This is a genomic window from Bradyrhizobium sp. SZCCHNS30572 (assembly GCF_032484415.1).
Taxonomy (GTDB): Bacteria; Pseudomonadota; Alphaproteobacteria; order Rhizobiales; family Xanthobacteraceae; genus Bradyrhizobium.
This window is the reverse complement of sequence record NZ_JAUESY010000005.1, coordinates 20,962-37,680: the sequence shown is the minus strand read 5'-3', so window position 1 is coordinate 37,680 and position 16,719 is coordinate 20,962. Positions and strand designations below refer to the sequence as shown.

Below are 16,719 nucleotides of genomic sequence, written 5' to 3'. Positions count from 1 at the left end.
GCAAGGTTGGGCGGATGGAGCGTGGCGCGGCAATGAGCCGAGCGATCGCCGGGCGTCTGGTCCTCAAGGTCGCGCCGGTCCCGCGCGTGCCTTCGTCAGAACCGCGTCACGATGTCCGCGAGCGCCGGACGCGGCCGGTCCTCGCTCGGCTTGGTCGGCTTGCCGATATGAATGAGCCCGGCGAGCTTCTCCTCCGGCTTGAGGCCGAGACCGTCCATCACGTCGCGGTCGAACATGAACCAGCCGGACAGCCAGCAGCCGCCATAGCCGAGTGCGGTGGCCGCGGTCAGGATGTTCATCGCGCTCGCGCCGGCGGAGAGCTCCTGCTCATAGGCCGGCACCTTGGGATGCGGCCGGGTGAAGCTGACGAGGCCGATCACCAGCGGCGCCCCCATGAGGCGATTCTTCTCGACTTCCAGCTCGGCGGCGCTCGCCTGCGGGTTCTTCCTGGCGAACACGGCCGCGATGACCTCGCCGGCGCGGCGGCGGCCGTCGCCCTCGAACACGATGAAGCGCCATGGCGCGAGCTTGCCGTGGTCCGGCACGCGGGCGCCGATGGTCAGGATGGTGTCGAGCTCGGCGGGCGAGGGGCCGGGGCCGCTCATCTCGCGCGGCTTCACGGAGCGGCGGGTCTTCAGCAGTTCAATCGCGTCGGTCACGTCGGTGGGTCTCGTTCGTTGCACGCGCGACAGATAGCATGCGCCTCCGCCTGCAACGAGACCACGGCACGGCGTTTTGATCGGTTCTACGGCACCCGGTGCTGCAGCCTTTGCGGGTTTCGGCGAAGACTTCGCGCGGGACGACGCGGATCGGGCATATCCGATGCGGCCATCTGTCCTAAGCACGATATTCCCAGCGAATTGTCGAACCTTGGGCGGGCCGGTAAAAACATAGTGCTAAGAGATCCGCCGGGAGTTGCCTCGAGTGCAAGATCTGACGTGCCGATGACCGCACTGATTCCGTCACCTGACGCCGTCGCGCGGCTGCGCGGGACGGCTGGTTTCGCACGGGCGATGCGCGCGTCGACGGCATCGGCGATCAGGCTGTATCGGGGCGATCGCATCCTCAATGCGCTGCTGAGCGACCGGGCGCGGGCGCTGTTTCCGCACGTCGCGCTGTATCTGCATTTTGCCGAGCAGCGCGACGGCGAGCTCGGTCTCACCGTCGGCGCCATGAAGGAGATGTGTGCCAGGCTCGACCTGTGCAGCGGCGGCCGCTGCGAGGCCATGCTGGCGCTGATGCGGGCGACCGGGCTGGTGGCGTCGGCCTCGAATCTGGACCGCCGGCGGCGGCCGCTGGTCCCGACCGACAAGCTGATCGCGCTGCATCGCGAGCGCTGGGGCGTACAGTTCGACGCCATGAGCGCGGTGCTGCCGGCCGCCGTGGGTTACCGGGCTGCGTTGAACGATCCGGCCTTCGTGAAGAGCTTCGTGCTCGAGCTCGGCCGTCGCTTCATCGCCGGCGTCCGGATCCTCGACGGAGCGCCGGAGCTCGAGCCGTTTGCCGAACGGACCGCGGGCATGGTGATCCTGTTCAGCCTGGCCCAAGGCGCCGGGCCGGACCAGCCATTCCCGCCCGACGGCCCCGTGCCGTTCTCAATCAACGGTCTGGCGACCCGCTTTTCGGTGTCGCGCAAGCACGTGCTGACGCTGCTGCGAGACGCAGAGGAGAAGCGCCTGCTCATCCGCAGCACCGACGCCATCACCATTCTGCCGCTGGGGCGCGAGGCGATCGAGCGGATGCTCGCGACGATGTTTCTCTACATGGCCGAATGCGCCGACGTGGCGCTGCAGGCCGCGGGTCGAGACAGAGGTTCGGCGGATGCTGTCGCCAGTCTGTCGGCGTAGCCGCGTAGCCCGGATGAGCGCGCGCCGGAGCCCGTCAGGGCGACGGCGGGAGCGACATCCGGGATCTCACGCGCTGTTGTCGCGGCGACACCGCATGTCGCTGCGCTCGTGCGGGCTACGCGCTACGACGTCACGCCGCCTCGCGCTGACGGCGCCGCACGTCCGGCGGCGTCGCCTCGTCGACCAGGGCGGCGATGGCCTCCGCGGTCGGCATCACGGTCTGGCCGTCGCGGCCGAGCCGGCGGACGGAGACTGAATGCGTCTCGGCCTCCTTCTTGCCGACGACGAGCAGGGCCGGGATCTTCTGCAGCGAGTGCTCGCGGACCTTGTAGTTGATCTTCTCGTTGCGCAGGTCGATCTCGCATCTGAGCCCGGCGCGGCGCAGCGCAGCCAGCACCTGCTTGGCGTATTCGTCGCCTTCCGAGGTGATGGTGGTGACGACGACCTGGGTCGGCGCCAGCCACAGCGGGAAGCTGCCGGCATAGTGCTCGATCAGGATGCCGATGAAGCGCTCCATCGAGCCGCAGATCGCGCGATGGACCATCACCGGCGCCTTCTTGGCGCCGTCGGCGTCGATGTAGAACGCACCGAACCGCTCCGGCAGGTTGAAGTCGACCTGCGTGGTGCCGCACTGCCAGTCGCGGCCGATGGCATCGCGCAGCACATATTCGAACTTCGGCCCGTAGAACGCGCCTTCGCCCGGATTGATCTCGGTGCGGATGTGGTTGCTCTGCGCCTTGATCTCGTTCAGCACGGTCGCCATCACGCGCTCGGCGTGATCCCACATCTCGTCGGTGCCGACCCGCTTCTCCGGGCGGGTCGAGAGCTTCACCGTCAGTTCACCCTCGAAGCCGAAATCCGAGTAGGTCGACAGAATCAGGTCGTTGATCTTCAGGCACTCGTCGGCGAGCTGGTCCTCGGTGCAGAACACATGCGCGTCGTCCTGGGTGAAGCCGCGCACGCGCATCAGGCCGTGCATCGCGCCGGAGGCCTCGTAGCGGTGCACGACGCCGAATTCGGCGAGCCGCAGCGGCAGGTCGCGGTAGCTCTTCAGGCCATGCTTGAAGATCTGCACGTGACCCGGGCAGTTCATCGGCTTCAGCGCGAACCAGCGCTTGTCCTCGGCCTCGTCGCCGGCGGACTGCGCCGCGAACATGTTCTCGCGATACCAGTTCCAGTGGCCGGAGGTCTCCCACAGCGACTTGTCGAGGATCTGCGGCGCGTTCACCTCGTCATAGTCGCCGGCGAGGCGCCGGCGCATGTAGGCGATCAGCGCCTGGAAGATGCTCCAGCCTTTCGGATGCCAGAACACGACGCCCGGGCCTTCCTCCTGGAAGTGGAACAGGTCGAGCTCGCGGCCGAGCTTGCGGTGGTCGCGCTTTTCGGCCTCCTCGATCTGCTTGAGGTAGGCGTCGAGCTGCTCCTGCTTGGCGAACGCCGTGCCGTAGATGCGGGTCAGCATCGGATTGTTGGAGTCACCGCGCCAATACGCGCCCGCCACCTTCATCAGCTTGAAGGCGTTGCCGATCTTGCCGGTCGAGGTCATGTGCGGACCGCGGCAGAGATCGAACCAGTCGCCCTGGTAGTAGATCTTGATCGGCTCCTCGCCGGGAATGGCGTCGACCAGCTCGACCTTGAAGGCTTCGCCCTTGTCGCGGAACACCTGCTTGGTCTTCTCGCGGTCCCACACCTCCTTGGTGAAGGGTTTGTCGCGGCCGATGATCTCGCGCATCTTCTTCTCGATCGCGGCGAAGTCTTCGGGCGTGAACGGCTCGTTGCGGAAGAAGTCGTAGTAGAAGCCGTTCTCGATGACAGGGCCGATGGTGACCTGGGTGCCCGGCCACAGCGCCTGCACGGCCTCGGCCAGCACATGCGCGCAGTCGTGCCGGATCAATTCCAGCGCGCGCGGATCGTCGCGGTCGACGAGCTCGAGCCTGGCATCCTCATTGATCGGATCGTTGAGGTCGACGAGATCGCCGTTCAGCGCCATGGCGACGGTGCGTTTGGCGAGCGAGGGCGAGATGCCCTTGGCGATGTCGAAGCCGGTGGTGCCCCGGGGATATTCACGCCGGGCGCCGTCGGGGAAGCTGATGGTGATCTTCTCGACCGGGGCGGCGGGCTTCAGGTTGCTGAGGCTGTATTGGAAATTGGACTTTTGCTGGTCGGACTTGGAATCAGGCGATTTCGGATCGGACATGGGTCACTCCTTGAGCTCACTCCTGCGAACGAGCGCAGGTAAGCGGGAGCAAGGGGTATAGCAGGGGATTTTCAGGCTGCAACCGGGAGAGGGACGGGAAAACCGCCCAATTGCGGCTGGTGCGGCGATGCGGAGATTGCCGCCGCGGGCCGGTATGATACAACTTCAAGTGTTCGGGGCGTGGGGACGCGTTTGGCGATGGAGTCTGCAGGAGAGGCGCCGCTGTCTGTGTATCGGCGCGGCGGCATTCATGTTGGGGCCGCGCTGATCGTGTTCGTGTTGTCGAGCCTGTCGTCGTTCGCGGCCGTTCCGGCGATGCCAAAGCCGGCGACCCAGCCAAAGCCCGCGGCACATGCGAGGCCGGGTGCCCCGGCCAGGCCTGCAACGGAGTCCAGGCCGGCCGCGCGCCGCGCCGCGTCGCCGCGGGTCGCCGACGGCTCGACGCCGATTGCGTTCGCTCTCGTCAAGGGCTCCTCGGACGCCTGTGGACATGGCTGTGACAGCTGGATCGCCGCCGAAGGCAAGATCGACGGCGGCGCCGCGGCGCGCTTTCGCAAGTTCATGAAGCAGATCGGGGAGCGCAGACTGCCGATCTACTTCAATTCTCCAGGCGGCAATCTGCAGCAGGCGCTCGCCATCGGCGACATGCTGCGCGAGCGCAAGGCCGCCGTGCGGGTGGGACGCACCACCTTGCGCGAGTGCGGCTTCGAGCCTCAGGAGGGCGAAGCTTGTACCAAGCTGAAGCTGTCCGGGCGCGAGCTGCATGGCGAGGTCTGGACGCGGGGGGCGATGTGCAATTCGGCCTGTCCCTACATGCTGCTCGGCGCGCCCACGCGTGAGATCGCAGCGGATGCGACGCTCGCGGTGCATTCGCCGCGCGTCATCCTGAACTTCACCGGCGGCGTGCCGACCCGCGAGATGCGGGCGCAGGCGATGCAGCAGGCGATGGCGCGGGCCGACAAGATGGTGCTCGACTACATCACCAAGCTCGGCGCGGATCCCGCTCTGCTCACGGTGGCGCGGTCCGTCCCGTTCGAGAGCATGCGCATCCTGACGCGGGAGGAGATCGCGCGGTTTGCGCTCGACAGGCGGCAGCGGGTGGAAAGCCCCTGGATGTTCGAGACCGCCAGCCGTGGGATTGCCTACAAGACCATTCTCGCACGCAAGGACGGTGAGAGCACGTTCCAGACCACGCGCTTGCAGATGGTCTGCTTCGATCAGGACCGCTTCGAGCTCGACGTCGAGCGCATCGCGCCGGCCGGCTCGCCGCCGGGTCCGCTGGCGATGGCGAGCGGAGATATGCGGCTCAATTTCCTCTCGCCGCCGCGGCGGTCGGGCGATCGCGAGACCTGGGGCGTGTTCCTGAATGCAAGCCAGGTGAAAACGCTGTCCTTGATGCCGTCGGCCGAGCTGAGCGATTCCCTGTTGAATGTCGCGCGTCGCAATGTCTCGACATTTCCGGTGAGCAGCGAAGGCCTGCAATCTGCTCTGAAGATGCTGACCGAGAGCTGCCCGCCGTCCAAGGCCATCGCCCGTCCGACGAGTACGCCGGTTCCGTGGACGCAGATTCCCTCGCCGCAGGCCTCGGCGGCGCAGTCCGCCCCCGCGCCCTGACGAGAAGGGCGGCCAGGACGAAGGAGGGAGGACGAGAGAAAGTCATGGGCGGCATGAGACATTTTCATGCAAATGCATGAAATTCTCTGCTATTGAGGCGCGATGACATCCACTTTCGCTTCCGGGCGCTTTGCGCCGACCGCGCTCATGCTCGGCAATCTCGTCACCGGCTGCTCGGTGCTCGCGCCCGCCGGCCTGCTGTCCGAGCTCGCCGCGGATCTCGCTGTCGGCGTTCAGACGGCGGGACTCCTGATCACCTTCGGCGCGGTGGTGCTCTGCATCTGCTCGCCCTTGACCGCCTGGCTGACGAGCCGCTTCGATCGCCGCCGTCTGCTCGCAGCGACGCTCATGGTCCTCACGCTCGGCAATCTCGCCTCGGCGTTTGCGCCCGATTATGCGAGCCTGCTGGTGCTGCGCTTGGTGATGCTCGCGGTCGGCGCGCTCTATACACCGCAGGCCGCCGGGACGGCGGCGCTGATCAGCCCGGTCGAGAGACGCGGCAGCACCATCGCCTATGTCTTCCTGGGCTGGTCGCTGGCGGCCGCCGTGGGGCTGCCCATGATCACCTTCATCGGCAGTCATTCTGGTTGGCGGGCTGCCTATCTCGCCGTCGGTGCGGCCGGCGCGGTCAGCTTTGTTCTGCTGACATGGCGCCTGCCATCCGGCCTGAAGGGCGCGCCGGTTGCGTTGAAGACCTGGACCGAGCTCGGCCGTAACCGTCTGGTGGTTCTGCTGCTCCTGGTCACGACCCTGCAGATGTCGGGGCAGTTCGTGATCTTCACCTTCATGGGACCGCTGTTGAAGCGCCTGACTGGCGCGGACTCCAACCAGATCGGGCTGGTGTTCGCGATCTACGGCGCCTGCGGCTTTCTCGGCGTCGTCATCGCAACCCGGATCGTCGATGGCTGGGGGGCCTACCGGACATCGCTCTTGTTCACCTGCCTGATGTTCGCCGGTGTGTCGGCCTGGACGCTGGCGGCGGGCACCTACGGCCTCATGGCGGTGGCGGTCGCCATCTGGGGGTTGGGGTTTGCGTCCACCAATTCGATGCAGCAGGTTCGGCTGGTGGCAGCCGCGCCGCCGCTTGCCTCGGCGTCGGTGTCGCTCAACACCTCCGTGCTCTATATCGGCCAGGCCATCGGCTCCGCGATCGGCGGCAGCCTGTTTGCACGCGACCTGCTCGGAGCCACCGGCTACGTCGCACTGATGTTCCTGACCCTGGCGTTGCTGGCAATTCTGGCCAGCCGCCAGCGCGCGCGGACTGCGGTTCCGGCCTGAGCAGCGGGTTGGCGCTTGGCAAAGCCGGCCCGACCGGATTAAAGGCCGATGTCGTGGGGGGCTGCTGGGGCGTGGATTCTGCCACGGCCGGCGAGTAGCATCGACGGACGTCCTCGCGTGCCCACGGGTCGGATGAGAGAGATATGGCATGAAGAAGATGATGTTGAGCCTGGCCGCAGTGCTGCTGTGCACCCCTGCGCTGGCCCAGAGCGCGCCGATGGTCGGTGACCGTCCGCTGGTGCAGGTCAAGCCGAAGGGGACGAAGACCGCCGCCGCCGCGCCGGCCAAGCCGCAATCGGCGGCCGCCAAGCTCCAGGCCTGCCTGGAGATCGACGACGGAACCAAGGAGCGCCTGAACTGCTACGACGCCGTCATTCCGCCGGCAGCCAAGCCGAAGGCGATGAAGGCCAAGGTGGTCGGCGACTGCAAGTTCACCAAGGAAGAGGATGAGCGGCTCGCCTGCTTCAACGGCTTCGTCGAGAAGCTTCCGAAGTCCTGAGGCATTGCGGCGGCCTCTGTCTCAGCGGCTCGACACGCGGTTCGACATGTCCTGGGCTCCGGCCGCGATCCGGATCGGCGGCTGGGCGGCCGCCATCTTGACCAGCACATCCTTGATCGGGTTGCGGGTCCATGCCTGCGTGACGTAGTCGCGATGGGTGATGCCCTCGTCGGTCTCGACGAAGACGACGCTGCCCGGGCGCAGCGGCCGGTCCATGTCCTCGGAGACTTCGATGCCGCGATTGCGCAGCATCGCCATCAGTTCCTGATCATGCCGCGCAGTGTAGCGCGTGTAGGAGCTGATGAAAAAGCCGGAGCGGTTGCGCTCGACCCAGTTGGCGAACTTGTCGAGCTGGCCGTAGACCGCATCGAGCAACACGACGCCGCGCACGCGGTCGCCGATGCCGCCGACCTCGAGGCTCCAGGCCGTGGGAAGGAAGCCACCGCTGTAGCCGACGATCACGATGGGCATGCCGGCGAACGTCTTCGCGGCGGCCGGATTGCCGGTCAGGCGGGCGAGGCTGGCCGCAGCCTCGTCCATGAAGCGCTTGAAGCCGCCGGGCTGCCAGAACTTGCCGGCGCTCGAATCGGCGGCGTCGACGGCCATCTGCGGCGCGAGCAGCACCGCGTTGACGCCGGCCGCGGTGATCTGCTGCGGCACCAACTGGCGGTCGCGCACGTCGCGCTCCAGCGTGGCGCCGTTGCCGTGGAAGAACACGACGATCACGCCCGGCTTGCGCACATCGAATTGTTCGGGGACGTGCACCAGCACACGGCTGTCGTTGTAGGTCTGGTCCTGCCAGTAGACGCGGCCGGACAAGCTGCGGTGGCCGCGGCGCTCACCGTTGCTGACGTTCAGGAATGGCGCGTCGGATGCCGGATTGTTACCGAAATAGGGAAAGGCCGACGACTGCATGCTGACGAGGGTCGTCAGATCCTCACGCTGCCGCCGTTCCGACCGTTGCGGCTCCAGCGATGCGATCTGTGAGGGCGCCGGCTTCGGAGCGAAGTCGGAGGGCGTGTGAAGCCGGAAGCTCTCCTGCGCGGACGGGAAGCGGTCGCTGAATTCAGGTGCCGGAAAACGATCGTCGAAGGTCAGCCCCTGGGCCGTCGATGCGTTGGCGGCCAACGCCTCGGGATTGGGCGCCTTGCCGCAATGCGTGAAGGAAAGGCAGATTGCCAGCGCCGATGCCGCGCGCCACCAGAGGCACGAGCCCCTGCGCACAGACGTCACCACTTTCTCGTCTTCCCCGATCATCCGTCCCCAAAGACGCGTTCGAGCCGCAACACGGCTCTTCAACCAGCGGATTTCGTTCAACCTGCGCCGCCGAAATTGAGGTCGCGTTAAGGATCGTGTCCGGTCGACCCCGGGCGTACCGGGACACACCACGCGAACGTGTCGCGATTGTGGGACGGCCGGCGGCCCGATGCAATGCCGCAGCCCAGCCCAGCCGAAATCGGTTCAAAAATACCCTTGAGGAAGGTCATATTTAACGCCCGTTAACGATGTTTGAATGCTTCGGCGGGAACCTGGGCTGAGGCAGAGGAAGGGGCGCCGGGCGTCCCTCGACGAGATGGCTGCATCCGAGGCGGACGATCCCGGCCGGGGCCGGACAGACGGCGACCGGGTTCCATCCGTGTCCTTGCCGGTCGCGACCGCGATCGTCATCGCCGACATGATCGGAGTCGGCGTCTTCACCAGCCTCGGCTTCCAGGTCCGGGACATCCCGTCCGGCTTCTCCATTCTGGCGCTGTGGGCGGTCGGGGGACTGGTGTCGATCTGCGGGGCGCTGTCCTATGCCGAACTCGGCACGATGTTTCCGCGCTCGAGCGGCGAATACAATTTCCTCACACGGGCGTTCCATCCGGCGATCGGCTTCATGGCCGGGTGGGTCTCGGCGACGGTGGGCTTCGCGGCGCCGGTGGCGCTCGCGGCCATGGCGTTCGGCGAATATGGTCGGGCCGTCATCACCAGTGCTCCGCCGATGCTGCTCGCCACGGGTGCAGTCTGGCTCGTGACAGCGGTGCAGCTCGGCGGCATCAGGCAGTCGAGCCGCTTCCAGCTGTTGTCGACCATGCTGAAGCTCGCGCTCATCACCGCCTTTCTCATCGCCGGCTACACCATTGCCGCCCCGCAGTCGGTCACTTTCCTGCCGACCGCGGCCGATATCGGCCACGTGACGAGTGCGGCGTTCGCAACCGGACTGGTGTTCGTGATGTACGCGTTTTCCGGCTGGAACGCGGCGACCTACATCATCGGCGAACTGCATGCGCCGGAGCGGACCTTGCCGCGCGCGCTGCTGCTGGGCACGGTGATCGTTCTGGTGCTCTACATTGCGCTCAACGCTGTTTTCCTGCGGGCTGCACCGATGGACGCGCTCGCAGGCCAGCTCCAGGTCGCGAGCATCGCGGGCAGTCATATCTTCGGCGAGACCGGCGGGCGCTTCGTGGCCGCGATGATCTGCGTCGGACTGGTTCCTTCCATTGCCGCGATGATGTGGATCGGCCCGCGCGTGCTGATGACGATGGGCGAGGACATTCCGGCGCTGTCGGTGTTTGCGCGGCGCTCGCGTAATGGGGCGCCGGCCTATGCCGTGCTGTTCCAGCTCACGGTCGCCACCCTGATGCTGTTCACGGAAAGCTTCGAGGCGGTGCTGGACGTCGTCCAGTTCTCGCTGTTGTCCTGCTCGCTTCTCGCTGTGCTCGGACTGATCAAGCTGCGCATCGCGCAGCCCGAACTCACGCGACCCTACCGCGCCTGGGGCTATCCGGTCACGCCGTTGATTTTCCTCAGCGTGACCTTCTTCATGATGTACTATCTCATCACAACGCGGCCCTTGCAGGCAGGGCTCGGCGCAGGCGCAATGGCGTCGGGATTGGTGATCTATTGGTTCGCTCACGCGCGATCGCGCCGTATCGCCGCAACGCTCGCATCGGGTTCGGATTGAAATGCTGTTGGTCTCGAGAGTCTGGTTCGCCGTCGCATGTCTGATCCTTGCCATGAGCTTCGAGGCTCGGGCTCAGACCACCACGCCGGACGATACGGCGCGGGTGCTGGCGGGCATGCCGCCAGCAGCGGGCTCGCCGCTCCTGCCCTTCGTGCAGGATCCGGCGTGGCGGCGCCACGCGGCGTTCTTCGACAACGCCTTCAATCAGCTCGAGCAGCGACAATTGTCGAAGATCAGGGCCTGGGCGGATGCCAATCTGGCCGCGCCGCGGCCGTCGATGTTCTATTTCTTCTCGGGGCCGGATTTTCTCTATGCCGATGCCTTTCATCCGAAGGCAACGACCTATGTCCTGGCGGCACTCGAGCCGACGGGCCCGATCCCGGACCTGACCAGATTGCCCCGAGGCAGCATCGGCCCGGCGCTGTCCTATGTCGAACGCTCGTTGCAATCGGTCCTGAGCTTCTCCTTCTTCATCACCAAGGACATGAAGGTCGACTTGCGCGAAGGCGAGCTCGAAGGGACCTTGCCGATCCTCTACGTCTTCCTGGCGCGCACCGGCAAGACGATCCGCGAGGCCAGTCTGATCTGGTTGGACGAGAACGGCGGATTGCACGGCAACGACGAGGCGCCGACGCGCAATGCGACCAAGGGCGCGCGCATCCTGTTTGCCGGCGCCGACGGGGTCGCCAAGACGCTCTACTACTTCTCCAGCGATCTCTCCGATTCCGGCGTGAAGGCGAGCGGGTTGCTCAAGTTCTGCGAGCCGCTGGGGCCGGGCGACAGTCTCCTGAAGAGCGCGTCCTATCTGTTGCATGAGAACGGCTTCGGGCGGGTCCGTAGCTGGCTGCTGAAGAACAGCGCCACCATCATCCAGGACGATTCCGGCATCCCGCTCGCAAGCTACGAAGCGCGGGCTTGGCGTTTCCTGCCGTTCGGACGCTACGCCGGGCCGATCGACAAGTTTCCGGACATGTATCAGAGGAGCTATGCGAAGCTGTTCGAGCGCGCGCAGCCGCTGGAGTTCGGGATCGGCTATCGCTGGCGCACGCGTGAATCGAATGTCCTGCTCGCGGTGAGATCGCCTCCGGCCGACGCGACAGTCTCGGCCGAAGCGAGCGTCCTTCCAGAGACGGATTACCAGCCGCCGCCGCGCGCCCGGCGCGTGCCGCGGGCGCCGGAGCCGGTTCCTCTCTATCCGCCGCCGCGGCGCGACGATTTCATCTTCTGGCCGAGATGGTAGGGGCGAATCTCACCAGTGCACGCTCTGGCTGGGCACGATGTAGGACGTCGTCGTCGGGGGCAGGGCGGTGCTGTCCGTGAGATAGCGCCAGGCACCGACAATGACGATCAACAAAGCGATGATGCAGAGCAGGTCCACCTGGCGTGCGTCATGATGGCCGGCATGATTGGGACCGACACTCTTGCGCGCTCGGTGGCTTCTGGGGCTGATTGTCCAGCGCATCGTTGTTTCCTCCCGAAGGAAGCGTCACATCAATGCCAGTCCAAGCGGCGCGGTTCCTGCTGACAGCGCCGTCGCATTGCAGAAGCATAGTCCTGGCGTGGGATTTCGCCAGCGCCATCTGCGAGGTCGATCGATCGATTCGGTGCTTGTTGCGCTGCACCTCAGTTCGGCCCGTTGACGCCGCGCCATCGCGCATAGCGCCAAGGCAGGTACCAGCGGGCGCGCGCAGGAGCCGTCGTTGGGACGTTGTCGATGCCGGAGGTGCCAAAGGGCTGGCAGCGCAGCAGCCGGGCGAGCGTCATCCAGCCGCCTGCCCAGAGCCCGAAGCGCTCGATGGCTTCATCAGCATAGACCGAGCACGTCGGCAGGTGCCGGCAATTGTAGCCGACCAGCGGCGACAATGTGTGGCGATAAAGCCAGATCAGCGCGTGAGCCGCGCGGCGCGGGAGTCGCCCCAGCAGCGACCCGATGTGCGCAGAATGGCAGCCGATGTCGGAGCATGAGTGCTTCATGAGCGAAATGCCAGATGGATGTGCGAGTTTCTGACCGGTTCCTCGGCAGGGAACCCTGCTCTCGTTCATTTGTGGTGATGTGATGCAACAATGGCCAGTTTTCAGCGGCGCCGCAGCACGCCGCAGCTGGACGGTCGGTGATTGCCCGGATACGTTTCCCGACAAGGATGTGACAGACTAATAACGGATTTGAGGCCAGCTTGTCAGGTCTTTCCGTAAGAAAACCGAGGAACTGCGTACCGAGCTATACGAGGGGGACGGATTGCGCGTGAGATTGCTGCGGTCGCATGAATTGCGCTGGATGCTACTCGGTGTGGCAGCGCTTGGTTTGGTGGTCGGTGGGGCGATCACCGTTATGTCCAACACGGCGCGCGCCGGCGGCGCGCTCGAAGAGCGCAAACTCCCGATGCGGTTCGGTTGGGTCGCCTGCGAGCCGAATTGCGGCTGGGTCAGCGCGGTCGGGATCGTTACCGGCGACACGCCGAAGGATTTCGAGGATTTCGCGAGGGATCGGGACCTGACGGGCGCCACCCTGGTGCTCGACTCCAGCGGTGGTTCGGTCAACGACGCCATAACCCTGGGTCGCCGGTTCCGTGGGCTGAAGATGCGCACCACGGTCGGCATGACCCAGCGTCCGAGCCGCGCGGGTGACCGGCCGCGCGTGGTGCCCGAGGCCTATTGCGAGTCGATGTGCGTGTTCCTGCTGCTGGCTGGAACCACGCGTTATGTTCCGGACACCGCCCATGTCCGCGTTCACCAGATCTGGATGGGAGACCGAGCGGACGACGCCAAGGCGGCGAGCTATACGGCGCAGGACCTGATGATCGTCGAGCGCGACATCGGGCGTCTCGCCAAATACACCTTCGACATGGGCGGAGCGGGCGATCTGCTGTCGCTGGCGCTGAACGTGCCGCCCTGGGAGGACCTGCATGAGCTGTCGCGCGCCGAGCTGCGCCTCACCAATATCGTGACCACGGATCTGGTCGCCGAGGTGCTGCCGCCAAAGGGGGCGGTGCCCGTCGCCGAGCTCGCGCCGAAGCCGCAGGCCAGGGACAAGCAGCAGGACCGCTTCCCGGCCGCGCTCGACAAGCAACTCTCCCGCACCGCCGAAGCGCTTCCGGCGGCGACGGTGGCGGCGACGCCGCCGCAATAGGCAGCGACGTCGCTGGCGAACCGGCGCCAGCGTCCGAAAGGGGCGACCGGTGCCGTCACCCTCGTGCGAGCTGGCTATGTGATTTCGACGTGCGGGGGAATGATGCCGCCTCAGCCCTGGGCCGCGGCCGGCTGCTCGCCGTTGGCTTTGGCCTCGATCTGGCCGATCGCGTCCACCACGGCATCGAACGTCAGCATCGTGGAGGCGTGGCGGGCCTTGTAGTCGCGCACCGGCTCGAGCAGGGCGATGTCGGCCCATTTGCCTTCCGGCGGCGCACCGTTCTCCTTCAGCATCCTTCTCACCGTCTCCCGCAGCTCGCGCAGCTCCGCGGCGCTGGAACCGATGACGTGGCGGGCCATGATCGAGGAGGAGGCCTGGCCGAGGGCGCAGGCCTTCACGTCGTGGGCGAAGTCGGTCACCACGGGCCCGTCCATCTTGAGGTCGACCTTGACGGTCGAGCCGCACAGCTTGGAATGGGCGGTGGCGGTGGCGTCCGGGTGGTCCAGCCGTCCGAGCCGCGGAATGTTGCCGGCCAGCTCGATGATGCGCTTGTTGTAGATGTCGTTCAGCATGTGCCTGACGTCCCGGAATTACCGGCGTGGCGGCCTTGGCGGCCGGGTTTCATCGCCCTATATTGCGAGTATATGGAAACGATTGGCAGGAATTCCAGCCACATCCACAGGCGTCCGGCGCGAGAGGCGCCAGCCTGCGTGTGGCACCTCTGCAGGTGACGCCCTCAAGGTGATGCTGTGCCGGTGACACTCCGGTCGGACCGCCGACCGGTCGAACGGAGTTGAGATGGACACTTTGATCAAGACGTTGCGCGCGAACAAGCCCGAGGGCAAGCCGTTAGACGCCAAGCTGACTGACCCCCGCGCTGCAGAGCTCGATCCTGCCGATTTTCTCGCCGCCGCCGTGCGGCCGGATCGGCCACGGCCGTCGCGCGCGGAAGCCGAGGCCGCGGTTTACACGCTCCTGAATTACATCGGCGAGGATCCGACCCGCGAGGGGCTGGTCGACACGCCGCGCCGGGTCGTCGAGGCCTATGATGAATTGTACCAGGGCTATCACCAGTGCCCGGCCGAGGTGCTCGACCGCACCTTCGGCGAGACCGCCGGCTATGACGACTTCGTGCTGATTCGCGACATCGAGTTCACGTCGCAATGCGAGCATCACATGATGCCCTTCTACGGCCGCGCGCATATCGCCTATACGCCGGTCGAGCGGGTGGTCGGCCTGTCCAAGCTGGCGCGCCTGACCGACATCTTCGCCCGCCGCCTGCAGACCCAGGAGCATCTCACCGCCCAGATCGCGGCTGCGATCGACGAGGTGCTGAAGCCGCGCGGAGTCGCCGTCATGATCGAGGCCGAGCACACCTGCATGTCGGTGCGGGGCGTCGCCAAGCACGGCGCCATCACCTTCACCAGCCGCTTCACCGGCATGTTCAGGGACAATCCGGCCGAGCAGTCGCGCTTCCTGTCCATGGTGCGGTCGCCGCAACGGTAAGCCTGCCAACCCGTTGAGCAGAGAGTTTCGTGTCTTCATCCTCAGTTGAGCGCGAGGAGGGCTTGGCCTTCCTGCCCAAGTTCGACGCGGCCGGCCTCGTCACCTGTGTGACGACCGATGCCGTGAGCGGCGACGTGCTGATGGTCGCCCACATGAACGAGGAGGCCCTGCGCAAGACGGTGGCGACCGGCGAAGCCTGGTATTTCAGCCGCTCGCGCAATGCGTTGTGGCGCAAGGGGGAGAGCTCGGGCCAGACCCAGCGCGTGGTCGAGATGCGCACCGATTGCGACCAGGACGCGGTCTGGCTGCGCGTCGAGCAGGCCGGCGCGGCGTGCCACACCGGCCGCCATTCCTGCTTCTATCGCAAGGTCGAGCGATCGGATGACGGCAGCGGTGCGCGGCTCGTCTTCGTCGATGCTGACCGGCTGTTCGATCCGGCCGAGGTCTATCGCAAGTAGGCCAGCGACCTGCCTCCGGGCCTGTCCGGTCGTTCATTGGCCCGGCCGGGCCCGGCGAATTAACTCGCCATTAACCATACCCGCCGCATTTTGCCGGACGTTTCCGGCGCGTTCGTCTGCCAGCGAATCTGCAAACAGCGGGTCTTCCCATGTCGGTCGACGCATCCAACTCCTCGTCAACCGGTTTCCTCGATGGCGTCCGGGCGAAGGTCGCAGGCGCGATCAAGCAGGCCGCTGACAGCGTCGGCACCAGCTTCGAATATCTGCTGTCGACCGCCAAGATGGAGTCCGACTTCAATCCGACCGCCGGCGCCTCGACGTCATCAGCGCGCGGGCTCTACCAGTTCATCGACCAGACCTGGCTCGGCACGGTGAAGGAAGCCGGCGCCGATCTCGGCTATGGCCAATATGCCGACGCAATCACCCGGACACCGTCGGGCGACTACACCGTCAGCGATCCCGCCATGCGGCAGGCGATCATGAAGCTGCGCGACGACCCGCAGGCGTCGTCCGCGATGGCGGCTGCGCTCACGCAATCGAACAGCTTCCAGCTCGCCGGCAAGATCGGCCGCCGGCCGACCGATGCCGAGCTCTACATGGCGCACTTCATGGGTGTCGGCGGCGCCGCGAAGCTGATCACCAGCACCCAGGAGACGCCGAATGCGTCGGCCGCGCGGATGTTTCCCAGCGCCGCCGCGGCCAACCGGCCGATCTTCTACGATCGCGACGGACAAGCCCGCAGCGTGTCCCAGGTCTATGCGGTCCTGAACACGCGCTATGCAGGCGCCGCCAATTCGTCGGCCACCCGGGGCGCGCTTGCACTCTATGGTGGGACGAATGTCGCGGCCAATGCGGCCGGCGGCGGCGCGCTGCCGACCACCGACACCGCAACCTTCCTGTCGATGTTTCCGGATGCGCGCGGCTCATCCCGGTCCGGCTCCTCGACGACGGCCGATGCGTCGGCGGTCAACCGGCCGGCAGATCCGATGTTTCGTTCGCTATTCCAGGTTGACGGCCAGTCGAGCCAGGCGGTCTCGCCGACCGTGCGCGAGCTATGGGGCCATTCATCGGTTGCCAGCGCGACCCCGTCGGAGAGCGGCAGTATCGATGCCAGCGGCAATGGTCAGCGCAGGCTCGACCTGTTCAGCGATCCGCACGGCACCTTCTCGGGCTGATGCACCGGCGAAGGCGGTCGCGCTCGTCGCTGAACCATTGATCAAAAAGAACTATTTTGAAGTCCCGCCGC

Annotated in this window: 16 protein-coding genes; 10 read left to right on the top strand and 6 right to left on the bottom strand. The window is 66.2% G+C overall.

The features are described from left to right. Positions 1–95: 95 nt before the first annotated feature. Positions 96–659: a nitroreductase gene (locus tag QX048_RS14400; RefSeq protein ID WP_315826217.1), complete on the bottom strand. Its 564-nt coding sequence runs from the start codon at positions 657–659 to the stop codon at positions 96–98. Positions 660–944: 285 nt separating this feature from the next. Here QX048_RS14400 and QX048_RS14395 point away from each other — a divergent pair, with 285 nt between their 5' ends. After that, complete coding sequence (locus QX048_RS14395; RefSeq protein ID WP_409999218.1) at positions 945–1,847, top strand: hypothetical protein; 903 nt, start codon at positions 945–947, stop codon at positions 1,845–1,847. Positions 1,848–1,977: 130 nt separating this feature from the next. Here QX048_RS14395 and thrS read toward each other — a convergent pair whose 3' ends face one another. Beyond that, positions 1,978–4,044: a threonine--tRNA ligase gene (thrS, locus tag QX048_RS14390; RefSeq protein ID WP_315826215.1), complete on the bottom strand. Its 2,067-nt coding sequence runs from the start codon at positions 4,042–4,044 to the stop codon at positions 1,978–1,980. A 315-nt stretch (positions 4,045–4,359) separates the two neighbouring features. Here thrS and QX048_RS14385 point away from each other — a divergent pair, with 315 nt between their 5' ends. The 3 genes from QX048_RS14385 to QX048_RS14375 all read left to right on the top strand — a co-directional run bounded on the left by QX048_RS14385 (position 4,360) and on the right by QX048_RS14375 (position 7,435). Beyond that, positions 4,360–5,658: a hypothetical protein gene (locus QX048_RS14385; RefSeq protein WP_315826472.1), complete on the top strand. Its 1,299-nt coding sequence runs from the start codon at positions 4,360–4,362 to the stop codon at positions 5,656–5,658. A 102-nt stretch (positions 5,659–5,760) separates the two neighbouring features. Continuing rightward, on the top strand, positions 5,761–6,936 hold the full coding sequence (locus QX048_RS14380) for an MFS transporter (protein ID WP_315826214.1): 1,176 nt from the start codon (positions 5,761–5,763) through the stop codon (positions 6,934–6,936). Positions 6,937–7,084: 148 nt separating this feature from the next. Beyond that, the gene (locus tag QX048_RS14375; RefSeq protein WP_315714667.1) at positions 7,085–7,435 is read left to right on the top strand and encodes a hypothetical protein; all 351 of its coding nucleotides are present in this window, start codon (positions 7,085–7,087) and stop codon (positions 7,433–7,435) included. Positions 7,436–7,456: 21 nt separating this feature from the next. Here the strand turns inward: QX048_RS14375 and QX048_RS14370 are convergent, their stop codons facing one another. Next, complete coding sequence (locus tag QX048_RS14370; protein WP_409998609.1) at positions 7,457–8,668, bottom strand: alpha/beta hydrolase; 1,212 nt, start codon at positions 8,666–8,668, stop codon at positions 7,457–7,459. A 340-nt stretch (positions 8,669–9,008) separates the two neighbouring features. Between QX048_RS14370 and QX048_RS14365 the strand changes: the two genes are divergently transcribed. Together QX048_RS14365 and QX048_RS14360 are read left to right on the top strand one after the other, a co-directional pair. Further along, entirely contained in the window at positions 9,009–10,382 is a 1,374-nt protein-coding gene (locus tag QX048_RS14365) for an APC family permease (protein ID WP_315826213.1), read from the top strand. A 1-nt stretch (position 10,383) separates the two neighbouring features. Continuing rightward, positions 10,384–11,622, top strand: a complete 1,239-nt coding sequence (locus QX048_RS14360) for a hypothetical protein (protein WP_409998610.1) — start codon at positions 10,384–10,386, stop codon at positions 11,620–11,622. A 9-nt stretch (positions 11,623–11,631) separates the two neighbouring features. Here the strand turns inward: QX048_RS14360 and QX048_RS14355 are convergent, their stop codons facing one another. Next, the gene (locus QX048_RS14355; protein ID WP_316159336.1) at positions 11,632–11,844 is read right to left on the bottom strand and encodes a hypothetical protein; all 213 of its coding nucleotides are present in this window, start codon (positions 11,842–11,844) and stop codon (positions 11,632–11,634) included. Between the two features lie 161 nt (positions 11,845–12,005). Next, positions 12,006–12,356, bottom strand: coding sequence for a membrane protein insertion efficiency factor YidD (gene yidD / locus QX048_RS14350; protein WP_315749469.1), 351 nt, complete (start codon positions 12,354–12,356; stop codon positions 12,006–12,008). Between the two features lie 262 nt (positions 12,357–12,618). On the opposite strand from yidD, the gene QX048_RS14345 reads away from it, so the two are divergent. Beyond that, complete coding sequence (locus QX048_RS14345) at positions 12,619–13,509, top strand: hypothetical protein (RefSeq protein WP_315714662.1); 891 nt, start codon at positions 12,619–12,621, stop codon at positions 13,507–13,509. A gap of 110 nt (positions 13,510–13,619) precedes the next feature. Here the strand turns inward: QX048_RS14345 and QX048_RS14340 are convergent, their stop codons facing one another. Then, on the bottom strand, positions 13,620–14,081 hold the full coding sequence (locus QX048_RS14340) for an iron-sulfur cluster assembly scaffold protein (protein WP_315826211.1): 462 nt from the start codon (positions 14,079–14,081) through the stop codon (positions 13,620–13,622). A gap of 226 nt (positions 14,082–14,307) precedes the next feature. On the opposite strand from QX048_RS14340, the gene folE reads away from it, so the two are divergent. From folE to QX048_RS14325, 3 genes are all read left to right on the top strand, one after another. Next, positions 14,308–15,015, top strand: coding sequence for a GTP cyclohydrolase I FolE (gene folE / locus QX048_RS14335; RefSeq protein ID WP_315714660.1), 708 nt, complete (start codon positions 14,308–14,310; stop codon positions 15,013–15,015). Positions 15,016–15,044: 29 nt separating this feature from the next. Further along, positions 15,045–15,473, top strand: a complete 429-nt coding sequence (gene hisI, locus QX048_RS14330; protein WP_315749472.1) for a phosphoribosyl-AMP cyclohydrolase — start codon at positions 15,045–15,047, stop codon at positions 15,471–15,473. A gap of 149 nt (positions 15,474–15,622) precedes the next feature. Then, positions 15,623–16,648, top strand: coding sequence for a lytic transglycosylase domain-containing protein (locus QX048_RS14325; protein ID WP_316170242.1), 1,026 nt, complete (start codon positions 15,623–15,625; stop codon positions 16,646–16,648). Positions 16,649–16,719 lie beyond the last annotated feature (71 nt).

What these genes read in the sequence shown, in the direction of transcription:
- QX048_RS14395 (WP_409999218.1), top strand. Translation starts at nt 945, where the DNA reads ATGACCGCACTGATTCCGTCACCTGACGCCGTCGCGCGGCTGCGCGGG.
- thrS (WP_315826215.1), bottom strand. Translation starts at nt 4,044, where the DNA reads ATGTCCGATCCGAAATCGCCTGATTCCAAGTCCGACCAGCAAAAGTCC.
- QX048_RS14385 (WP_315826472.1), top strand. Translation starts at nt 4,360, where the DNA reads ATGCCAAAGCCGGCGACCCAGCCAAAGCCCGCGGCACATGCGAGGCCG.
- QX048_RS14380 (WP_315826214.1), top strand. Translation starts at nt 5,761, where the DNA reads ATGACATCCACTTTCGCTTCCGGGCGCTTTGCGCCGACCGCGCTCATG.
- QX048_RS14375 (WP_315714667.1), top strand. Translation starts at nt 7,085, where the DNA reads ATGAAGAAGATGATGTTGAGCCTGGCCGCAGTGCTGCTGTGCACCCCT.
- QX048_RS14365 (WP_315826213.1), top strand. Translation starts at nt 9,009, where the DNA reads ATGGCTGCATCCGAGGCGGACGATCCCGGCCGGGGCCGGACAGACGGC.
- QX048_RS14360 (WP_409998610.1), top strand. Translation starts at nt 10,384, where the DNA reads ATGCTGTTGGTCTCGAGAGTCTGGTTCGCCGTCGCATGTCTGATCCTT.
- QX048_RS14355 (WP_316159336.1), bottom strand. Translation starts at nt 11,844, where the DNA reads ATGCGCTGGACAATCAGCCCCAGAAGCCACCGAGCGCGCAAGAGTGTC.
- yidD (WP_315749469.1), bottom strand. Translation starts at nt 12,356, where the DNA reads ATGAAGCACTCATGCTCCGACATCGGCTGCCATTCTGCGCACATCGGG.
- QX048_RS14340 (WP_315826211.1), bottom strand. Translation starts at nt 14,081, where the DNA reads ATGCTGAACGACATCTACAACAAGCGCATCATCGAGCTGGCCGGCAAC.
- folE (WP_315714660.1), top strand. Translation starts at nt 14,308, where the DNA reads ATGGACACTTTGATCAAGACGTTGCGCGCGAACAAGCCCGAGGGCAAG.
- QX048_RS14325 (WP_316170242.1), top strand. Translation starts at nt 15,623, where the DNA reads ATGTCGGTCGACGCATCCAACTCCTCGTCAACCGGTTTCCTCGATGGC.